The 16,756-nt window shown below is 70.2% G+C and carries 20 protein-coding genes; 6 read left to right on the top strand and 14 right to left on the bottom strand.

The window, feature by feature from the left end:
• From WYO_RS02770 to WYO_RS02755, 4 genes are all read right to left on the bottom strand, one after another.
• On the bottom strand, positions 1-803 hold an 803-nt coding region (locus tag WYO_RS02770; protein WP_007558790.1), incomplete at its 3' end, for an NAD(P)H-hydrate dehydratase.
• Positions 804-840: 37 nt separating this feature from the next.
• Complete coding sequence (locus WYO_RS02765; RefSeq protein ID WP_007558788.1) at positions 841-1,605, bottom strand: histidine phosphatase family protein; 765 nt, start codon at positions 1,603-1,605, stop codon at positions 841-843.
• 130 nt (positions 1,606-1,735) lie between these two features.
• Complete coding sequence (locus WYO_RS02760; RefSeq protein ID WP_007558787.1) at positions 1,736-2,224, bottom strand: CinA family protein; 489 nt, start codon at positions 2,222-2,224, stop codon at positions 1,736-1,738.
• A 27-nt stretch (positions 2,225-2,251) separates the two neighbouring features.
• Complete coding sequence (locus tag WYO_RS02755) at positions 2,252-2,473, bottom strand: hypothetical protein (protein ID WP_007558785.1); 222 nt, start codon at positions 2,471-2,473, stop codon at positions 2,252-2,254.
• Positions 2,474-2,620: 147 nt separating this feature from the next.
• On the opposite strand from WYO_RS02755, the gene WYO_RS02750 reads away from it, so the two are divergent.
• From WYO_RS02750 to WYO_RS31400, 3 genes are all read left to right on the top strand, one after another.
• Positions 2,621-2,908, top strand: coding sequence for a hypothetical protein (locus WYO_RS02750; protein WP_244424034.1), 288 nt, complete (start codon positions 2,621-2,623; stop codon positions 2,906-2,908).
• Between the two features lie 112 nt (positions 2,909-3,020).
• On the top strand, positions 3,021-3,311 hold the full coding sequence (locus WYO_RS02745) for a hypothetical protein (RefSeq protein WP_007558780.1): 291 nt from the start codon (positions 3,021-3,023) through the stop codon (positions 3,309-3,311).
• Positions 3,312-3,354: 43 nt separating this feature from the next.
• Positions 3,355-3,531, top strand: a complete 177-nt coding sequence (locus WYO_RS31400) for a hypothetical protein (protein WP_007558778.1) — start codon at positions 3,355-3,357, stop codon at positions 3,529-3,531.
• Positions 3,532-3,668: 137 nt separating this feature from the next.
• Here the strand turns inward: WYO_RS31400 and WYO_RS02740 are convergent, their stop codons facing one another.
• On the bottom strand, positions 3,669-3,869 hold the full coding sequence (locus WYO_RS02740) for a hypothetical protein (RefSeq protein WP_007558776.1): 201 nt from the start codon (positions 3,867-3,869) through the stop codon (positions 3,669-3,671).
• Positions 3,870-3,871: 2 nt separating this feature from the next.
• A complete protein-coding gene (locus WYO_RS02735) occupies positions 3,872-5,194 on the bottom strand; it encodes a PLP-dependent transferase (protein ID WP_007558774.1) in 1,323 nt (440 codons plus the stop codon).
• Between the two features lie 497 nt (positions 5,195-5,691).
• Here WYO_RS02735 and WYO_RS02730 point away from each other — a divergent pair, with 497 nt between their 5' ends.
• Positions 5,692-6,237, top strand: coding sequence for an OsmC family protein (locus WYO_RS02730; protein ID WP_007558771.1), 546 nt, complete (start codon positions 5,692-5,694; stop codon positions 6,235-6,237).
• A complete protein-coding gene (locus WYO_RS02725; protein WP_007558768.1) occupies positions 6,234-7,196 on the top strand; it encodes an aliphatic sulfonate ABC transporter substrate-binding protein in 963 nt (320 codons plus the stop codon). Before WYO_RS02730 ends, WYO_RS02725 begins: the two co-directional genes overlap by 4 nt.
• A 36-nt stretch (positions 7,197-7,232) precedes the next feature.
• Here WYO_RS02725 and WYO_RS02720 read toward each other — a convergent pair whose 3' ends face one another.
• The 7 genes from WYO_RS02720 to WYO_RS02695 all read right to left on the bottom strand — a co-directional run bounded on the left by WYO_RS02720 (position 7,233) and on the right by WYO_RS02695 (position 13,744).
• Complete coding sequence (locus WYO_RS02720; protein ID WP_007558766.1) at positions 7,233-7,775, bottom strand: cytochrome c; 543 nt, start codon at positions 7,773-7,775, stop codon at positions 7,233-7,235.
• Positions 7,762-9,024 carry a sulfite dehydrogenase gene (soxC, locus tag WYO_RS02715; RefSeq protein ID WP_007558764.1) on the bottom strand — a complete coding sequence of 421 codons (1,263 nt, stop codon included), beginning with the start codon at positions 9,022-9,024 and terminating at the stop codon, positions 7,762-7,764. The genes WYO_RS02720 and soxC overlap by 14 nt, the downstream gene beginning before the upstream one ends.
• A 106-nt stretch (positions 9,025-9,130) precedes the next feature.
• Entirely contained in the window at positions 9,131-9,271 is a 141-nt protein-coding gene (locus WYO_RS31395) for a hypothetical protein (protein ID WP_165486537.1), read from the bottom strand.
• A gap of 257 nt (positions 9,272-9,528) precedes the next feature.
• Complete coding sequence (locus WYO_RS02710; protein ID WP_007558762.1) at positions 9,529-10,878, bottom strand: LLM class flavin-dependent oxidoreductase; 1,350 nt, start codon at positions 10,876-10,878, stop codon at positions 9,529-9,531.
• Between the two features lie 61 nt (positions 10,879-10,939).
• On the bottom strand, positions 10,940-11,812 hold the full coding sequence (locus WYO_RS02705; RefSeq protein ID WP_007558760.1) for an ABC transporter permease: 873 nt from the start codon (positions 11,810-11,812) through the stop codon (positions 10,940-10,942).
• Complete coding sequence (locus tag WYO_RS02700) at positions 11,809-12,708, bottom strand: ABC transporter ATP-binding protein (RefSeq protein ID WP_007558758.1); 900 nt, start codon at positions 12,706-12,708, stop codon at positions 11,809-11,811. Before WYO_RS02700 ends, WYO_RS02705 begins: the two co-directional genes overlap by 4 nt.
• 4 nt (positions 12,709-12,712) lie before the next feature.
• The gene (locus WYO_RS02695; RefSeq protein ID WP_007558756.1) at positions 12,713-13,744 is read right to left on the bottom strand and encodes an ABC transporter substrate-binding protein; all 1,032 of its coding nucleotides are present in this window, start codon (positions 13,742-13,744) and stop codon (positions 12,713-12,715) included.
• A 488-nt stretch (positions 13,745-14,232) separates the two neighbouring features.
• Here WYO_RS02695 and WYO_RS02690 point away from each other — a divergent pair, with 488 nt between their 5' ends.
• The gene (locus WYO_RS02690; RefSeq protein WP_007558754.1) at positions 14,233-15,615 is read left to right on the top strand and encodes an LLM class flavin-dependent oxidoreductase; all 1,383 of its coding nucleotides are present in this window, start codon (positions 14,233-14,235) and stop codon (positions 15,613-15,615) included.
• An 84-nt stretch (positions 15,616-15,699) separates the two neighbouring features.
• On the opposite strand, the gene WYO_RS02685 is transcribed toward WYO_RS02690, so the two are convergent.
• Positions 15,700-16,461: a DUF2076 domain-containing protein gene (locus WYO_RS02685; RefSeq protein ID WP_007558752.1), complete on the bottom strand. Its 762-nt coding sequence runs from the start codon at positions 16,459-16,461 to the stop codon at positions 15,700-15,702.
• Positions 16,462-16,756: the final 295 nt, after the last annotated feature.

Raw genomic sequence — 16,756 nt, 5'->3', positions numbered from 1 at the left:
GCGAGCCGGCGGCCGGCCTCGCCATGGGCGTAGACGCTCCAGAGGGCGGCCGCTTCCGGCGCGGCACCGCGGGCCAGCAGGCCGACGACGAGTCCGGCCAGCGTGTCGCCGGAGCCCGACGTCGCCAACCCGACATGGCCGACCTCGTAGCACCAGGCCCTGCCGTCCGGGGCGACGACGTGCGTCCGCCCGCCCTTCATCACAGTGACCGTGCCGAAGCGCTCGGTCGCCCGCCGCGCCGCCGCCAGCGGATCCGCCTCGATCGCGTCGCGCTCCTCCCCGAGGAGCTGCGCCATCTCGCCGGCATGCGGGGTGATGATCGCCGGCTTGGACAAGCGCCGGGTCAGATCCGGCTCGGCCCGCAACGCCACGAGGGCGCCGGCATCCAGGACGAGGGCCGCTTCGCCGGCGCCCCGGATCAAGGCGGCGGTCACGGCTTCGGCATCCGCATCCTCGGACATGCCGGGGCCGACCAGTACCCCATCGACGCGTTCCGCCCGCTGCGCGAGATCGGCGGCACAGGCTTTATCGATACCGCCGCCGTCGGTCTGCGGCAGCCCGATCACCAGCGCTTCGGGCACCGCAATCCCGATCGGGATCGCCAGGTCCCGGCAGACCGCGATCTGCAGCTTTCCCGCGCCGGCCCGGAGCGCGGCATGGGCGGCGAGCAACACCGCGCCCGGCAGGCCCGTACACCCTGCCACGATGAGGACCCGGCCCCTTCCGTCCTTGCTGTCGCCGTCGGGCTCGGGCGGGGCCATGGTCCGCAGGACGTGCTCGGTGACCGGCGTGACGGTGCTCATGGATCCCCCGGTCGCCCTGCGCCGGCTCCGTGAGGGATCACGTCGCGGCCGCTTCGGCGTCTGGTTCGGAGGTAACGGGGGCGCCCCCCGCCTCAAGGGGTGCGACGAAGTTGTAGCGGACCAGGGCCAACCCGCCGTCGGGGGCGGCCGTGGCCGAGAACGCATACTCCGTCACGCCGCAATTCAGCACATCGCCCTCGGCATCGACGGCGAGGATCTCGGCCTCGGTCATCCCCTCCAGCAGGTAGCGCAGGCACAAAACCACGACTTGGTGGGCGACGAGCAGGATCCGGCGTCCGTCATGGTGCAGGCCGATCGTGTCGAGGGCGCTGCGCAGGCGCAGGATCACGTCGCACCAGCTCTCGCCGCCGGGCGGGCGATGGTAGAACTTGCCGAGATCGTGCCGCAACGCAGATTGTTCGGGATGCTGCTGCTCGATCCCGACCCGGGTCAGCCGGTCGAGGATGCCGAACTCCTTCTCGCGCAGACGCTCGTCGATCAGCAGCCGCGGCGTGCCGGACGCCAGACCGCCCGCACCCTTAATGTGTTCGGCCGTCTGGACCGCTCGCCGGTACGGCGAGGCGAGGACGAGGTTCGGGCGCTCATCGTCGGGCAAGCTGGCGAACCAGCGCCCGAGCGCCTCGGCCTGCCGGTGACCGAGCGCGCTGAGCGGCACGTCCACATCGCGCTCCGGGATGTCGATGCGGGCAGCGCCCGCGGCCTGCGCGGCGTCGCGGGCGACATTCCCGGAACTCTCGCCATGGCGCACGACCCACAACCGGAGCGGGTGTCTCTGAGGCACGTTGATCTCCTGGCGCGGTCCCGTCCGAGAGGTCGGAACGTCGCGCCGGCATCCCCGTTCCAGCGACCGGCCGTCCGCCCCGGCCGGGCCGTACCCGGTCGCGTCCAGACGCCCGGACGGCTCGAATCCATCAGCGCCGACCGGCCAGGGCATCGCCCAGCAGGTCGAGGAGGGCGCGGGCGAAGGTCCGCATGTTCGTGATCCGATCCGTGCCGCCGGTCTCGATCGTGGCGACGAGCTCGACGGGACCGCTCACGGCCAGACAGCTATGCCCGGCGGCATCGCCGTAGCGGTTGCCGCTCGGGCCGGCGGCGCCGGTCTCCGCGATGCCCCAGGTTGCGCCGTGCCGTGTGCGGACGGTCCGGGCCAGCAGGAGCGCATAATCCTCGGAGGCCGAGCGCAGGCCGGTCATCGCGGTTTCGTCGAGGCCGACGAGAGCCGAGCGGGCCGCGGCGGTGTAGACCACGGCGCCGCCGAGGAAATACGCGCTGGCGCCGGGGACCGACAGGAGCGCCGCCGACACGAGACCGCCGGACGACGATTCCGCGACCGCCAGCGTCTCGTTGCGCGCTCTGAGCGCCGCTCCGAGCGTCGTGGCCGTCGGCAACAAGGTTTCCATGGCAGATCCCCGGATGTGATGCCGCGGCTATGCGCCGGCTTGCGGCCAGGCTTCGATCGTCTCGCCGCCGGATTGCAGCACCACGCGGTGAGCGTGCGCCGGATCCCGCGTCTTGCACAGGTCGACCGCCGAAGCGAAGCGGGTCCGGGCCGCCACCTCGGTTTCGACATCCTCGGAAATGACCTCCTGGTCGTCGCGGAAGGTGATCACCCGGAAGGGCGGGTGTTGCTTGAGGTCGCTGGATTCCATCGATGGCGTCTCCGAACCGATCGTGTCGCGGGCGGTAAGCGCCCATCGGCATGGATCGTTGCGCAACCGGCCGCTCGGGTGCCGGATCGGTACAATTCGTTAAGCCTACGGTCGTAGCCCGGAGGCTCCTCAACACGCGTGGGTATCATGCCGAGACTGGGCCACATGATCGTCGACGGGCTGGCCCTCGTCCTCGTCGGCGCCGGGCTGACCGCCATCGTCGTGGGCTACGAGCGCAACCTGCCGGAGCCGGTCGTGCATGTCGCCGGGCACGCATCGAACTGGGCCGACCCGGTGACCACCGGCTCGATCACGCCGGCGGTCAGCGAGGGCGCAACCCTGACGGCGTCGTTCCAGTCCGGTTGGGCAGCCGAGGAGTTCGGCCCCTCCGCAGGGGCCGGCACACGGGTGTGGATCGATCCGCCGCGGCGGTGATCGGCGCGATCGTGCAGAGCCGCTTCAACCTTCGATAGAAGTGCCGCGAACGGACCGGCTCCGGCTGCGTTGCCGTAGGAGCCCGAAGACGGGCCGTCCTGAGGAAACGCACATGCCCATGAAAACTTTCGGCCTCGCGGCCGCCCTCGCCATCGCCCTGACCGGAACCGCCTACGCCCAGCAGCCCGCCGGCGGCGGCAGCGCGACCGGAAACATGAACAATCCCGGCTCGGTGAAGAGCGACAGCCAGAAGGCGAACGAGGCCGCGACTGGCTCAGCCACCGGTGCGACGACAGGCTCGACCACCGGCGCGGCCGGCGCCGCCACGGTCCCGGGCACCGGCACGGCCCGGCCGGGCGTGGGCGTGGGCGTTGGAACCAGCACCACGGCGCCGGCCCGATAGCCGCACCGTCGGAACCGAGGCCAGTGGCCTCGGTTGCCGGCCCATGTCTCGTCTCCTGTTCCCCGCCGCGATCGTCATCATCCTCGCAAGCGTCGCCTTCGCCCACTGGGAAACGTCGGGTTCGGAGCCGGCGCTCGGCACGCCGCCGATGAGCCAGGCGGCTCCGAAGCTCGGCGCCGATGCTGCGATGCCCTCGGTGAACCCCGTCAGCAGGCAGTAGCGCCGTCGCGGGCGCGTCGTGCACGCGGCCGCTGCTCGGCCGACCGGCTGACGTCACGTCTCCTGCACAAGCACGGATCGAGGCCGTCGTGACGCGGCGCGTCGCAGATCGACAGAACCGGCGGACGCGATGGCCCGTCAACGGCCCGAAGCAGGGGGCTGACGCTCTCGCAGGAGAGCGGGCAGGTCCACGAACTGGGCTGCGAGGTCGGCGCAGGCGAGGATGCCGCCGTCGAGCATCGGGATATGGAGATGCGGCAGGCGGGTCGCGGGCTGTTCGCCGTGGGGCAGGGCGGCCCCCGGCAAGAACCGGGCGAAGCGGGTGAGAAGCCGGATCATCGTCAGGCGGCCCGCGCCACGGTGCCGGCGGCAGCCAGCGCCTGATCGAGATCGGCCAGCAGGTCGTCGATATGCTCCAGCCCCACCGAGAGACGGACGTAACCGTCCGAGACGCCCGTGGCCTTCAGCGCCTCTGGGCCGAGCTGGGAATGCGTCGTGCTCGCGGGATGGATCGCGAGGCTGCGCGCGTCGCCGATATTGGCCACGTGATAGAACAGCTTCAGGGCGTCGATGAACCGCCGTCCCGCCGCGCGCCCGGCCGCCAGTTCGAAACCGACGAGACCGCCATAGCCGCCGCTGAGCACCGCGTCGGCGCGGGCGCGCGCCGCGCCGGTCTGGAGCGATGGGTGGATCACCCGCACAATTTCGGGCCGGTCCTTCAGCCAAGCCGCGATCGCCTGGGCGTTGCGGCTGTGCCGCTCGATCCGCAGCGGCAGCGTCTCCAGGCCCTGAAGCGTCAGGAACGCGTTGAGCGGCGAGACCGCGGGGCCGAGGTCGCGCAGCAGCCGTACCCGCGCCCGCAGGACGTAGGCGACCGGCCCGATCGGCTGCGCGGCTTCCGTCCAGATCGCACCGTGATAGCTGGCATCCGGCGTGTTGAGATTGGGCTGGCGCCGCGGGTGGGCCGCCCAGTCGAAGGTGCCGCCGTCGATGATCGCGCCGCCGATCGCGATGCCGTGGCCGGCGATGTATTTGGTGGTCGAGTACACGACGATGGCCGCGCCGTGATCGAACGGGCGGGCCAGCAGCGGCGCGGCGGTGTTGTCGACGATGAGCGGGATGCCGAGCGGCCGGCCGATCTCGGCCACCTCGCGGATCGGGAAGACAGCGAGCTTCGGGTTCGGCAGCGTCTCGGCGTAGTAGGCCCGCGTCCGCTCGTCCGTGGCGCGGGCGAAGGCCTGCGGATCGGCGGGATCGACGAAGCGCACCGCGATGCCCTGCTCGGACAGGGTGTTGGCGAACAGGTTCCAGGTGCCGCCGTAGAGATCGGTCGAGGAGACGATGTTGTCGCCGGCGCGGGCCAGGTTCTGAACGGCGAGCGCCGAGGCTGCCTGGCCCGAGGCGAGGGCGAGTGCGGCAACGCCGCCTTCGAGGGCCGCGAGGCGCTGCTCCAGCACGTCCACGGTCGGGTTGCCCACCCGGGTGTAGATGTTGCCGAGTTCCCTCAGGGCGAACAGATCCTCGGCATGCGTCGTGTCGCGGAACTGGTAGGAGGTGGTTTGGTGGATCGGCACCGCCACGGAACCGCTCGACGGGTCGGCCCGCCAGCCGGCATGGAGGGCGAGCGTCTCGGGCTTGGCGTGGGTCAGGTCCTGGCTCGGCACGGGACGGCTCCTGATCGATCGGGACGCGGCTCAGAACTCGCACCGCGCAGTCCATCGTTCCTCCGCGCGATGTGCCGGTCAATGAAATGGGATGATCGATTTTCCGGACATCCGGAAAATTCGAACCTGTCCGGCGACTGAGTTCGGGAATACCCTTTTCCCTAGCCTGTGAGACAACTCCGGCGGGGGAAAGTCTCACGCACAAACTGCTTGTGGTGAGATTGCAGGGCCGCCCCACTGGGTCCGGTCGATCCCCTGAGCTATCGGCCTAGTTTCCGAAGATGGCCGCGAATCGATGAATCCCGTCCGGATCTGCTGACGTTCGACCGCGGCCGCATGACCGAGCGGGCATGAACATCCGTCTTGCGGTCGCGCGCCGTCGCAGAACGACATCCTTGCCGGCACCGGATCTACGGAAGCCTTTTTCGTCGGCCCGAACCTAGACTTCGGATGTCGCGAGGCATGGCCGCGACGCTCTTCCACCGCGGGCAGGATCCATGGCCGACATCGACGCCTATCTCGACGAGAAGCGCCGCGCGCTGGCGGAGCGCGACGCGCGGATCCGCAGGGGCGAGGTGGCGCCCGTGCCGCTGACCGCGCGGGCGACGGTGGAGGGCGGCAGCGGCGTGCGCCGGATCGGAATCCGCCGGCACGCCATCGTGTCCGACAGCGCGCCGGACTTCGCCGGGTTCGATCTGGGGCCCGGCTCGCCCGAGCTCCAGCTCGGCGTCCTCGGCTCGTGCCTCGCCCACACGATCCTGATCCAGGCCGCGCTCCAGGCGATCCCGATCACGGCGCTGGAGGTTGCGGTGACCGGGACGTTCGATCCGCGTGCAGGCGCGGAGGGCTTCGAGGATATCCCCGTGCACCCGCAGGATCTCGCCTACACGGTGCAGATCGACTCGCCGGCCGATCCGGCGGTGATCGCGGCACTCCAGGTGCGGGTCGAGAAGGCCTGCCCGATCCTCAACCTGCTGCGACAGCCACAGACCATCGGCGGCCGCTTCGTTCAGGGCCGGACCTCGCAGGAGATCGCCGCGTGACGACGACCAGACGCGGGGTCTCGGCCCTGATCCTCGCCCTGGCGGCGGGCGTCCCGGTGATCCCGGGGGCGGCCGGACAGGAGCCTGCGCCGAAGGCGTTTCGGATCGGCTATCAGAAGGTCGGCCTGATCGTCGTCGCCCGCAGGCAGGGCACCATCGAGAAACGACTGGCCGCCGCCGGGACGCGTGTACGCTGGGTCGAGTTCCGGGCCGGCCCGCCCCTGCTCGAAGCCCTCAACGCCGGCGGCATCGACTTCGGCTACACGGGCGACACGCCGCCGATCTTCTCGCAGGCGGCCGGCGGCAACCTCATCTATGCCGGTGCCGTGCCGCCCTCCGGCGACAGCGAGGCCATCGTGGTGAAGGCGGATTCGCCGATCCGAACGGTCGGGGATCTCAAGGGCTGCACGGTCGCGGTCGCGCGCGGGACCAGCTCGCACAACCTGCTGGTGGCCGCCCTCGAGAAGGCCGGCCTCGGCTTCGCCGACATCAAGCCCGCCTACCTGCTGCCCGCCGATGCCGGCTCGGCATTCGCCAACGACAGCGTCGACGCCTGGACGATCTGGGACCCGTATCTCGCCCTGACGCAGGCCCGCAACGACACGCGGATCCTCGCCACGTCCGGTCAGACCTTCGAGGCTCCGGCCTTCTTCCTGGCCAACAGGACATTCGCCGAGACGCATCCGGGCATCGTGGCCGGCGCGTTGGCCGGGCTGTCCGACGCGGCGGATTGGGCTGATAGCCATCGGGATCAGGTTGCCCAGGCGCTCGCGGACGTGACCGGGCTCCCCTTCGCCATCCAGAAGGTCGCGGCCGACCGCACCCATTTCGGCGTGCTGCCGCTCTCCGACGCCATCCTGTCCAGCCAGCAGACGACCGCCGACCGGTTCTTCCGGCTCGGCCTGATTCCGCGCGCCGTCCGGGTTCGCGACGCGGTCTGGACGCCGCCGCGCAGCTGAGCGCCCCAACAGCGGGCGTCTGCGTTGCCGGATCCGTCAGGGCCTCACATCCGGGCGCGGATCCGGGACGAAGCCGTCGCGGTTCGGCATCCGGATCGCCGCCAGGGATTTCGCGTGGAGGATCGTCTCGTCGGAGACGAGGCCGTTGAGGTGGAGGAGATAGGCCGACACCGCGTAGACCTCGTCGGCGCTGAGCGATTGCGGTGCGTTGAGCGGCATCGCTCGCCGGATGTAATCGAACAATGTCGGCGCGTAGGGCCAGAAGCTGCCCACGGTCTTGATCGGCTTGGCGGTGGCCAGCGTTCCCTGGCCGCCGACCAGCCTGTCCCCGATCCCGCCTTCGCCGCGGGACCCGTGGCAGGACGCGCAGTGCGCCTCGAAGACCGCGCGTCCCTGCGCGACGCTGCCGCTGCCCGGCGGCAGTTTCCGGCCGTCGCGGTCGATGTCGATGTTCCAGGCCGCGATCTCCGCCTCGGTCGCCGGCCGGCCGATCCCGAGACGCTCGGCTGAACGGGCCGCCCCGGCGATCCCGAGCAGGAGAACGGTGCCCGTCAAAGCCGCAACCCTACGCGTAGCCATTGGCGACCTCGCCGCTCGCCGCGATGCGCCAGGGCACGACCGCGTTGTTGTGGTAGAAGGAGTTCAGGCCGCGCACCGCGGTGAGATCCGCGAAGCCCGGCTGGACATAGCCGGTCTCGTCGATCGCGCGGCTGGCGATGGTGGTCGGCTGCCCGTCCCAGGTCCAGGGCAGGCGGAACCGGGTCAGGGCCCGGGTCAGGACCGGCTCCTGCAGGGTGGCGTCCTGCCAAGTCCGTCCGGAATCGACCGAAACCTGCACGCCGCTGATCTTGCCCCGGCCGGTCCAGGCGAGGCCGGTGATCTCGTGGAAGCCCGGGGCGATCCGCTGGGTGCCGGAGGGCCGCGTGATGACCGATTTCGCCTCCATGACGAACGTGAATTGCCGCGCCGTCCCGTCAGGCATCAGGTCGGTGTATTTCGCGGTCTCCTCGCGGGAGAATGCCGGCTCGGCGGTGACATTCAGGCGTCGCAGCCACTTCACGCTCATGTTGCCTTCGAAGCCGGGCAGGAGCACCCGCAGGGGATAGCCCTGCTGCGGACGCAGCCGCTCGCCGTTCTGGCTGTAGACCAGCAGGGCGTCGTCGAGGCATTTCGCGATCGGGAGGCTGCGGGTCATGGCGGCGGCGTCGGCGCCCTCGGCCACGACCCATCGGGCCTCGGGCTTGAGCCCGGCCTCCCGCAGCACCGTCGCGAGGCGGACGCCGGTCCATTCGGCGCAGCTGACGAGGCCGACGAGGTCCGACGCGGTCCGGCCGGCCTTGATCGCCTCGAAGCCCGGATTGCCCGAGCATTCGAGGAAGTGGATGCGCGATTCCGACGGGAAGCGGCGGATGTCGTCCAGGGTCAGGACCAGGGGCGTCTCCACCAGCCCGTGGACCAGCAGCCGGTGCTGCGCGGGGTCGATATCGGGGATGCCGCCGTGGTGGCGCTCGTAGAACAGCCCGTTGGGCGTGAGGATGCCGTCGAGATCCTGCAGCGGCGTCCGGCTCGAGGCCGAGATGTATTGCTTCAGGCCCTTCGGCACGTTGCGGATGAGGCCGCTCTCGAACCGCGATGGCTGGCCGTAGGTCTGGCTGCCGACATCCGCGCCCGGTTCCTTCATCCAGTCGGGGATGCCAGGCGGCGCGGCCGCCTCGGCCCGGCTGCGGCCCGGCGCACCGCTCCCGGCCAGGATACCCGCCGCCGCAGCGGCGCCCTGGGCGAGAAAGCGTCGCCGCGCCGGGCTCTTCTTCGGGGCGTCGTCGCTCATCGCATGGGGCTCCGGCAGCGTCCGGATTGCGGGATGGAAAACGCGCGTGGTCCACGCCCGGCCGGGGGCCTGTCGGTGGCGACCACGTCTTCGGAGACGGCCGCCATCAGTGCAGGATCCATCCGATCAGGCAGATCAGGAGTGCGGAGGCGGCGATATAGCCCCGCATCCGGCTTTCCGCGCAGGATGCAGGCCGATCGCTGGCGAAAGCCAGCGCGTGATCCGGGATGTCGTGGCTCAACGGCATGGACACGTCTTCGCTGCGCTCCGTCCTGATCATGGCAGGGCCGACGCATCGCCTCGGCAGGCTCCGCGCCGGAGGCGGGCGTGCTGCGCCCCTCTCATAAGGATCCCGCACCCGCGCTGCCGGAATCGTGCTGAGCCCCGATGGTGTCGTTGCCGGCACCGACAGTCAAACGAAGCGAACTCTTTTATTGGGCCGCTGCAGAGGACGGTGTCCCCCAGATCTCATCGGCCGCGTTTCAAGTCTTCGCCGCATCCGGCTCACGCACCGGCCGGGGATTCCGGGATCGCGGCGGGCCGCGCGGGCGGCCGCGAGCCCAGATGGTCCCGGAGCGTCCGGCCCTCGTATTCGCTGCGGAACAGGCCGCGTCGGCGCAGCTCGGGCAGCACGAGTTCGATGAAGTCGTCGAGGCCCCCCGGCAGGGTCGCCGGCATGATGTTGAAGCCGTCGGCGCCGTTTGCCCGGAAGCGCTCCTCCATCTCGTCCGCGATCTGGGCGGGCGTCCCGACGATCTGCGAATGGCCCCGGGCGCCGGCGATCCGCAGGTAGAGCTGGCGCAGCGTCAAGCCCTCCCGGCGGGCGAGATCGAACATCAGCTGCTGGCGGGATTTCGCGCCCTCGGCCTCGGGCAGCTCCGGCACCGGCCCGTCCGGATCGTAGCCGGACAGGTCGAAGCCGCCGACCATGCGCTCGAGCAAGGCCAAGCCGACCACCGGGTCGATCAGGTCCTGAAGCGCGTCGAACTTGGCGCGCGCCTCGGACTCGGTGCGGCCGACCACCGGGAACAGACCCGGCATCACCTTGAGGTCGTCCCGGCTCCGGCCGAAGCGGGCCATCCGCTCCTTCAGGTCGCCGTAGAAGGCGACCGCCTCGTCGAGCGTCTGGTTGGCGGTGAACACGATCTCGGCCGTGCGGGCCGCCAGATCCTTGCCGGGCCCCGAGGAGCCCGCCTGGACCAGCACCGGCTGCCCCTGGGGCGTGCGCGAGATATTGAGCGGGCCGCGCACCTGGAAATGCTTGCCGCGGTGGTTCAGCGGCCGGAACCCGTCCGGCTTCGAGAACTGGCCGCTGGCCCGGTCGACGATCACGGCGCCGTCGTCCCAGGTGTTCCACAGGCCGAGGACGACATCGACGAACTCCTCGGCCCGTTCGTAGCGGTGGGTGTGGCGCGCGATCTGATCCGTGCCGAAATTGGCGGCCTCGGCATCCGTGGTCGAGGTGACGAGGTTCCAGCCGGCCCGGCCGCCGCTCAGGTGATCGAGCGACGCGAAGCGCCGGGCGACGTTGTAGGGCTCGTTGAAGCTGGTGGAGGTGGTGGCAACCAGGCCGATCCGGCTCGTGACCGCCGCCAGCGCCGACAGCAGCGTCACCGGCTCGAAATGGGCCGAGCGGGCCGTGCGCTCGCTGGAGCGCAGGTTGCCGTCGCGGATGCCGGTCCCGTCCTCCAGGAACACCAGATCGAACTTCGCGTCCTCCGCCCGGCGCGCCCAGCCGACGTAACGCTCGAGGTTGAGCCCGCCATCGGCCTCGCTCGACGGGTGGCGCCATCCGGCGACGTGGTGCCCGGTGGCGTAGAAGAATGCGCCGAGGCGAAGCGTGTCCTGTGTCATCGGCCGATCGGGGTTGGAGGCGATGCGTTTCGGGGCGAAGGCGAGGAGGCCGCAGGCGGCGTCAGCGCACCATGCCCCAGCGCCGGACCGTGAGCCGCTCGAACGTCGCGAACACGACGTTCTCGACGATGAGCCCGATCGCGATGACCAGCAAGAGGCCGGCGAAGACCCGGTCTGTGTAGAGCTCGTTGCGGTTCTGGTAGATGTACCAGCCGAGCCCGCCCTGGCCGGAGGCGGCGCCGAAGACCAACTCGGCCGCGATCAGGGTACGCCAGGCGAAGGCCCAGCCGATCTTGAGCCCGGACAGGATCGCCGGCAGGGCCGCCGGGATCAGGATCTGCCAGACATAGGACAGGCCCGTCAGGCCGTAATTGCGCCCGGCCATGCGCAGGGTCTCGGGCACGCCCTGGAAGCCCGCGAAGGTATTGAGCGCCAGCGGCCACAGCACCGCATGGACCAGCACGAAGATCAGGCTGCCGGAGCCGAGCCCGAACCAGAGCAAGGCCAGCGGCAGCAGCGCGATGGCCGGCAGCGGGTTGAACATCGCCGTCAGGGTCGAGAGCAGGTCGCGGCCGAACTGCGTCGAGACCGCGAGCGTCGTCAGGGCGAAGGCCAGAACGACGCCGCCGGCATAGGCTTCCGCCAGCACCGTGAGGGAGATCCGGGCTCGCTCCAGCAACTCGCCGCTGCCCAGGCCCTCCGCGAGGGCCGACAGGGTGGCGCCGAAACCGGGCAGCAGCAGGTCGTTGTCCTGCCAGCGGGCGAGCGCCTCCCAGGCGAGGGCCAGCACGACGAGGATCAGGCCCTTGCGGAGCCAGCCCTGCTGCCAGACCCGCGTCGAGAGCGGCAGCCTGCGCTCGACCGGCGCCTCCACGAAGGGCGCCAGCACGAGATCGTATTCCGATCGGATCGGCGGACGGACGTGCTGGGTCATCGTGCGGGAGCCACCGGGACGGAGGTTTCGGGGTCGGTCTCGAACAGGCGGCCGTGCAGGCGCTGCACCGCCGCCTGGAACGCCGCGCTGCCGACGCTCGCCAGGTTGAAATCGTGGCTGTTGTACTCGCCCCGCAACCGGCCGGGATGGGGCGAGAGCAGCGCCACCCGGTTGCCGACCACCAGCGCCTCCTCGATGGAATGCGTCACGAACAGCAGGGTGAAGCGCACCTCCTCCCAGAGGGCCAGCAGCTCCTCCTGCATCTTGCGCCGGGTCAGCGCGTCGAGCGCCGCGAAGGGCTCGTCCATCAGCAGCACCTTGGGCTGGCTGGCGAGCGCGCGAGCTATGGCGACGCGCTGCTTCATGCCGCCGGAGAGCTGGTGCGGGTAGCTGTCCGCGAACGGCGTGAGGCCGACCTTGTCGATGTAGTGCCGCGCCCGGGCTTCGGCCTCGCGCCGGCCGACGAGGCCGGCGGCGCGCAGCGGGAAGGCCACGTTCTGCGCGACGGTCTTCCACGGCGGCAACTGATCGAATTCCTGGAAGACCACGATGCGGTCCGGCCCCGGCCCGCGCACAACCTCGCCGCCGAGGGTGATCGATCCCTCCACCGGCGGGATGAAGCCGGCGATCGCCTTGAGCAGGGTGGACTTGCCGCAGCCCGAGGGGCCGAGCAGGATGAAGCGGTCCGCCTCGTAGACATCGAACCCGACCCGGTGGGTCGCCCGGACGACGCGCTCCGGCGTGCGGTATTCGAGGGTCAGGTCCGAGACCCGCAGCAGCGGCGCCGGCAGGGGCGTCGGCGCAGGCCCGGCTTCCGCGTCGTGGGCAAGGACCGGCGCGGCCGCGATGTCCCGCTGGACCCGCGCGATCGCGCGGCGCTCATCGACCAGACTCATCGACTCAGCTGCCGGTCGCGATGCGGGGATTGGCGAAGAAGTAGTCGTCGAGGGTCTTCGGCTCGTTCCGGATCACGCCGACGCGGTGCATGAACTGCCCGAGCCCGATCGTGTTCTGCGGCGCGATCTTGAAGGTCACCTCGGGGTTGCGGATGACCTTGAGCAGCAGGTCGCGGTCGATCCGGCTGGCGTTGGACTTGATGTAGATATCCGCGGCCGTCTCGGGATTGTCGGTGATGAACTGCGCGGCTTCCGCGAGGGCGTCCACGAAGGCCGTGTAGGTCTTCGGGCTGTCGCGGTAGAACTTTTCCGTGGCGTAGAGCACCGTAGAAGAGGCCGGGCCGCCCTGGACCGCGTAGGAATTCAGGACGACGTGGGCGTTCGGGTTGCCGGCGAGCTCCTGCTCCTGGAACGGCGGGTTGCCGAAATGGCCGGTTATCTCGGTGCCGCCCTTGATGATGGCGGCCGAGGCTTCCGGATGCGGGACGGCGACGCTGATCTTGTCGAGCCGGGCGAAATCCTTGTCGCCCCAGAGCTTGGCGGAGGCCCATTGCAGGATGCGGGCCTGAACCGAGACGCCGACCGCCGGCAGCGCGATCCGGTCCTTGTCGGTGAAGTCGCCGATCGTCTTCACCTCGGGCCGGTTGGAGACGAGGTAGTAGGGAAAGTTGCCGAGCGACGCGACGCCCTTCACATTCTGCCGGCCGCGGGTGCGATCCCACAGCGTGAATAGCGGCCCGACGCCCGCGCCCGCGACGTCGATGCTGCCCGATAGGAGCGCGTCGTTCACCGCCGAGCCGCCGGAGAGCTGCGCGTACTCGACCTTGATGTCGAGGCCGGCCTTCATGCCGTGCTTCTCGATCAGCTTCTGATCTTCCGCCACGTTGAGCAGCAGGTAGACGACGCCGAACTGCTTCGCGATGCGCAGCTGCCCCTCCACCGCGACGGCCGGCCCCACGGTCGCAACGGCCAGTACGGACGCCAAGAGGGCGGCCGCGTGGCGGCGCGAGAACAGGGTGCGTCGCGTGCCGATCATGGTTCCTCGCAGGGGTCGGTAGAGGCGTGCAGACACAGCCCGATTACAGGCTGCAATCTGCCTAGGGTGCGTTGAATGGTCAACAAGAACGTTCTTTTTACAGAACAATACAGAAGGGATGCTATATCTCCCGGCGGCTCGGTGGAAAGGATATTCTCTCTCCTTCGATCGCGCTCGAAGGCCGCCATGACCGCTCCGGCGCGATACGGCAGAACGCTCTTCTCTCCCGGCGCGGTTCGTCCGGTTCGGGGCGCGGAATGCCGCGCGACCGACGAGACTCAGAACGCTGCTGCGGAGCCGTTGCGATGCGATGATCGATAAGCCGCGGCATCGACGCCGCAGGGCTTGCGCGTTCCGGACGGATCAGGCTCCTGCCCGTTCGGTGGACAGGGGATCGTTTGCGTCGTGACCCCGTGCGGTGGTCGTATCGCCGGATCGGCGCCGTCCTTCTCGACGGCCGGCTGCCGCCCCGGCACGGAGCGCTCTGAATGGTCGCCAGAAAGCAGATCCGGCTGAACGCGTTCAACATGAACTGCGTCGGCCACATCAACCACGGGCTGTGGACCCATCCGCGCGACCGCTCGTCGGACTACAACACGCTCCGCTACTGGACCGATCAGGCGAAGCTCCTGGAGCGCGGCCTGTTCGACGGGCTGTTCATCGCCGATATCAGCGGCGTCTACGACATCTATGGCGGCGGCATCGATTTCACCGCGCGCGAAGCCGTGCAGCTCCCGGTCAACGACCCGAGCCTGCTGGTCCCGGCCATGGCGGCGGTGACCGAGCATCTCGGCTTCGGCGTGACGGTCAATGTCCACACGGAGGCGCCCTACACCTTCGCGCGCCGCCTCTCGACCCTCGACCACCTCACCGGCGGCCGCATCGGCTGGAACATCGTCACCGGCTATCTCGACAGCGCCCATCGCGGGCTGAGCGGCGGCACCCTGCCCAGCCATGACCGGCGCTACGACTATGCCGACGAGTATCTCGAGGTGCTCTACAAGCTCTGGGAGGGCAGCTGGGACGACGCGGCCGTGCGCCGCGACCGGGAAGCCCGGGTGTTCAGCGATCCGGCCCATATCCGCCCGGTCTCGCATCACGGCACGTTCTTCGACGTCGAAGGCTATCATCTGTGCGAGCCGTCGGTGCAGCGCACGCCGGTGCTCTACCAGGCAGGCGCCTCGGGCCGCGGCCGGGCCTTCGCTGGGCGACACGCCGAATGCGTGTTCATCTCGGCCCGTGACCGGGGGACGGCCCGGGAGGCCGTTCGCGCCATCCGCGCCGAGGCGGTGGCGGCCGGGCGCCATCCGGAGGACGTGAAGGTGTTCGTGGGGCTGGCGGTGATACCGGGGCGCAGCCGGGCCGAGGCCGAGGAGAAGCGCGCCGATTACCTGCGCTACGCGAGTCCGGAGGCGGGCCTGGCGCATTTCTCCGCCTCGACCGGGATCGACTTCGCGCGCTACGGCCTCGACGAGGCGATTCCCTACGGTCCGGGCAACGCCATCCAGTCCGCCAACGCGGCTGCCGCGAAGCGCGGCCTGACCAAGCGCGACCTCCTGGCGGAGCTTGAGCTCGGCGGGCGCTACGCGGTGCTGGCGGGCGACGCGGTCTCGATCGCCGACGAACTCCAGGCCTGGGTCGAGGAGGGCGAAGTGGACGGGTTCAACCTCAGCCGCATCGTCGTGCCCGAAAGCTTCTCCGACTTCATCGATATCGTGATCCCGGAATTACAGGACCGAGGGCTCTACAAGACCGCCTACGCGGACGGGTCCTATCGACGGAAGCTGTTCGGGCAGGGCGACCGGCTGCCGGAACGCCACGCCGCCCACGCCTTCCGGGGAGCGGCGGCGGGGCGGGTTCAACCCGTCTGACCGAAACCGTTCGGGCGGTCTCGAAACAAAAAGCCCGGCTGCGCGCGAGCGCGACCGGGCCTGATTGTGGGGTGGCCGGATCGATCAGGTCCAGTCGCTGTCGTCGCCGCCGCCGAGATCGCCGCCGAAATCCCCCGAGGGATCGCTGAAGCTGGCGTCCTGGAAGTCGCTGCCGCTACCGCCGCCGTCGAGCGCCGACCCGAGATCCTGGTTGCCGCCGCCGTCGCCGTAATAATTGTTCACCACTGTCTCACCACCGCCGCCGAGGCCCGCAGCCGCGGCGCTGCCGAGGCTCGAATGGCCGCCCGCGAAGGCGTTCGACAGGGCGCTGCCGAGCAGCATGCCGCCGGCCGCGCCGGCCGCCATCGGCAGCGCGGTGGCCATGAAGCCGCCGCCCCGGGCCGGAGCCTGCGGCTGGCCGCCCCACGGGCCGCCCTGCTGCTGCGGCGGGTAGCCCGGCTGCTGCGGGTAGCCCTGCTGGGGATAGCCCTGCGGCGCGCCGCCACCGCCGCCCCAGGGCTGTCCGGCCGGGCGCTGCTGGCCGTAGCCCGGCTGCGGCTCCTGGCGCTGGCTGCCGCCACCGCCGAAGATGCTCGACAGGAAGCCGCCTCCCCCCGAGGACTGGGCCGGCGCCGCCTGGCTTCGCGCCTGCTCCAGCTGCTGGTTCAGGCTCTTGATCGCCTCTTCCTGCACGTAGATCAGCTGCGCCATCGCGTAGGGGGCGTAGGGCTGGGCGCGGATCTTCTCGGCGATGAAGCGCTCGGCCTCCGCGTCGCGGGGCTGGCTCTGGGCCTGCTCCAGGCGCTGGAAGATGCCGGAGATGACGTCGCGTTCTTCGCTGTTCATGGAGTTCTCCTCCTCAAGTCGTACCCGCGGGCTCGAACGCGCCGCACGGCCGCAGAGGACATGGGTGTGCGGTGACGCTTTGTCAGGGGCGGTTGCGAAAACTTCATTCACGCCGTCGCAGGGCCCAAACGCGAAAGAGCCCGGCCTCTCGGCCGGGCTCTTTCGTCGTTCGGATCCGGACCGGCGCGCGGGGCGCGCCGGGTCTCGTTCTTAGTACGAGCCGAACTTGTAGTTCAGGCCGGCGCGGACCACGGCAAACTCGTCGTCGCGGCGACCGATGGCGCTGTAGGCGACC

The organism is Methylobacterium sp. GXF4 (genome assembly GCF_000272495.1).
GTDB lineage: Bacteria > Pseudomonadota > Alphaproteobacteria > Rhizobiales > Beijerinckiaceae > Methylobacterium > Methylobacterium brachiatum.
This window is presented reverse-complemented; position numbering and strand designations above follow the sequence as displayed.

Excerpts from the sequence above, each read along its gene's own strand:
- WYO_RS02760 (WP_007558787.1), bottom strand. The coding sequence starts at position 2,224 with ATGGAAACCTTGTTGCCGACGGCCACGACGCTCGGAGCGGCGCTCAGA.
- WYO_RS02755 (WP_007558785.1), bottom strand. The coding sequence starts at position 2,473 with ATGGAATCCAGCGACCTCAAGCAACACCCGCCCTTCCGGGTGATCACC.
- WYO_RS02750 (WP_244424034.1), top strand. The coding sequence starts at position 2,621 with ATGCCGAGACTGGGCCACATGATCGTCGACGGGCTGGCCCTCGTCCTC.
- WYO_RS02745 (WP_007558780.1), top strand. The coding sequence starts at position 3,021 with ATGCCCATGAAAACTTTCGGCCTCGCGGCCGCCCTCGCCATCGCCCTG.
- WYO_RS31400 (WP_007558778.1), top strand. The coding sequence starts at position 3,355 with ATGTCTCGTCTCCTGTTCCCCGCCGCGATCGTCATCATCCTCGCAAGC.
- WYO_RS02740 (WP_007558776.1), bottom strand. The coding sequence starts at position 3,869 with ATGATCCGGCTTCTCACCCGCTTCGCCCGGTTCTTGCCGGGGGCCGCC.
- WYO_RS02730 (WP_007558771.1), top strand. The coding sequence starts at position 5,692 with ATGGCCGACATCGACGCCTATCTCGACGAGAAGCGCCGCGCGCTGGCG.
- WYO_RS02720 (WP_007558766.1), bottom strand. The coding sequence starts at position 7,775 with ATGGCTACGCGTAGGGTTGCGGCTTTGACGGGCACCGTTCTCCTGCTC.
- soxC (WP_007558764.1), bottom strand. The coding sequence starts at position 9,024 with ATGAGCGACGACGCCCCGAAGAAGAGCCCGGCGCGGCGACGCTTTCTC.
- WYO_RS31395 (WP_165486537.1), bottom strand. The coding sequence starts at position 9,271 with ATGCCGTTGAGCCACGACATCCCGGATCACGCGCTGGCTTTCGCCAGC.
- WYO_RS02710 (WP_007558762.1), bottom strand. The coding sequence starts at position 10,878 with ATGACACAGGACACGCTTCGCCTCGGCGCATTCTTCTACGCCACCGGG.
- WYO_RS02705 (WP_007558760.1), bottom strand. The coding sequence starts at position 11,812 with ATGACCCAGCACGTCCGTCCGCCGATCCGATCGGAATACGATCTCGTG.
- WYO_RS02700 (WP_007558758.1), bottom strand. The coding sequence starts at position 12,708 with ATGAGTCTGGTCGATGAGCGCCGCGCGATCGCGCGGGTCCAGCGGGAC.
- WYO_RS02695 (WP_007558756.1), bottom strand. The coding sequence starts at position 13,744 with ATGATCGGCACGCGACGCACCCTGTTCTCGCGCCGCCACGCGGCCGCC.
- WYO_RS02690 (WP_007558754.1), top strand. The coding sequence starts at position 14,233 with ATGGTCGCCAGAAAGCAGATCCGGCTGAACGCGTTCAACATGAACTGC.
- WYO_RS02685 (WP_007558752.1), bottom strand. The coding sequence starts at position 16,461 with ATGAACAGCGAAGAACGCGACGTCATCTCCGGCATCTTCCAGCGCCTG.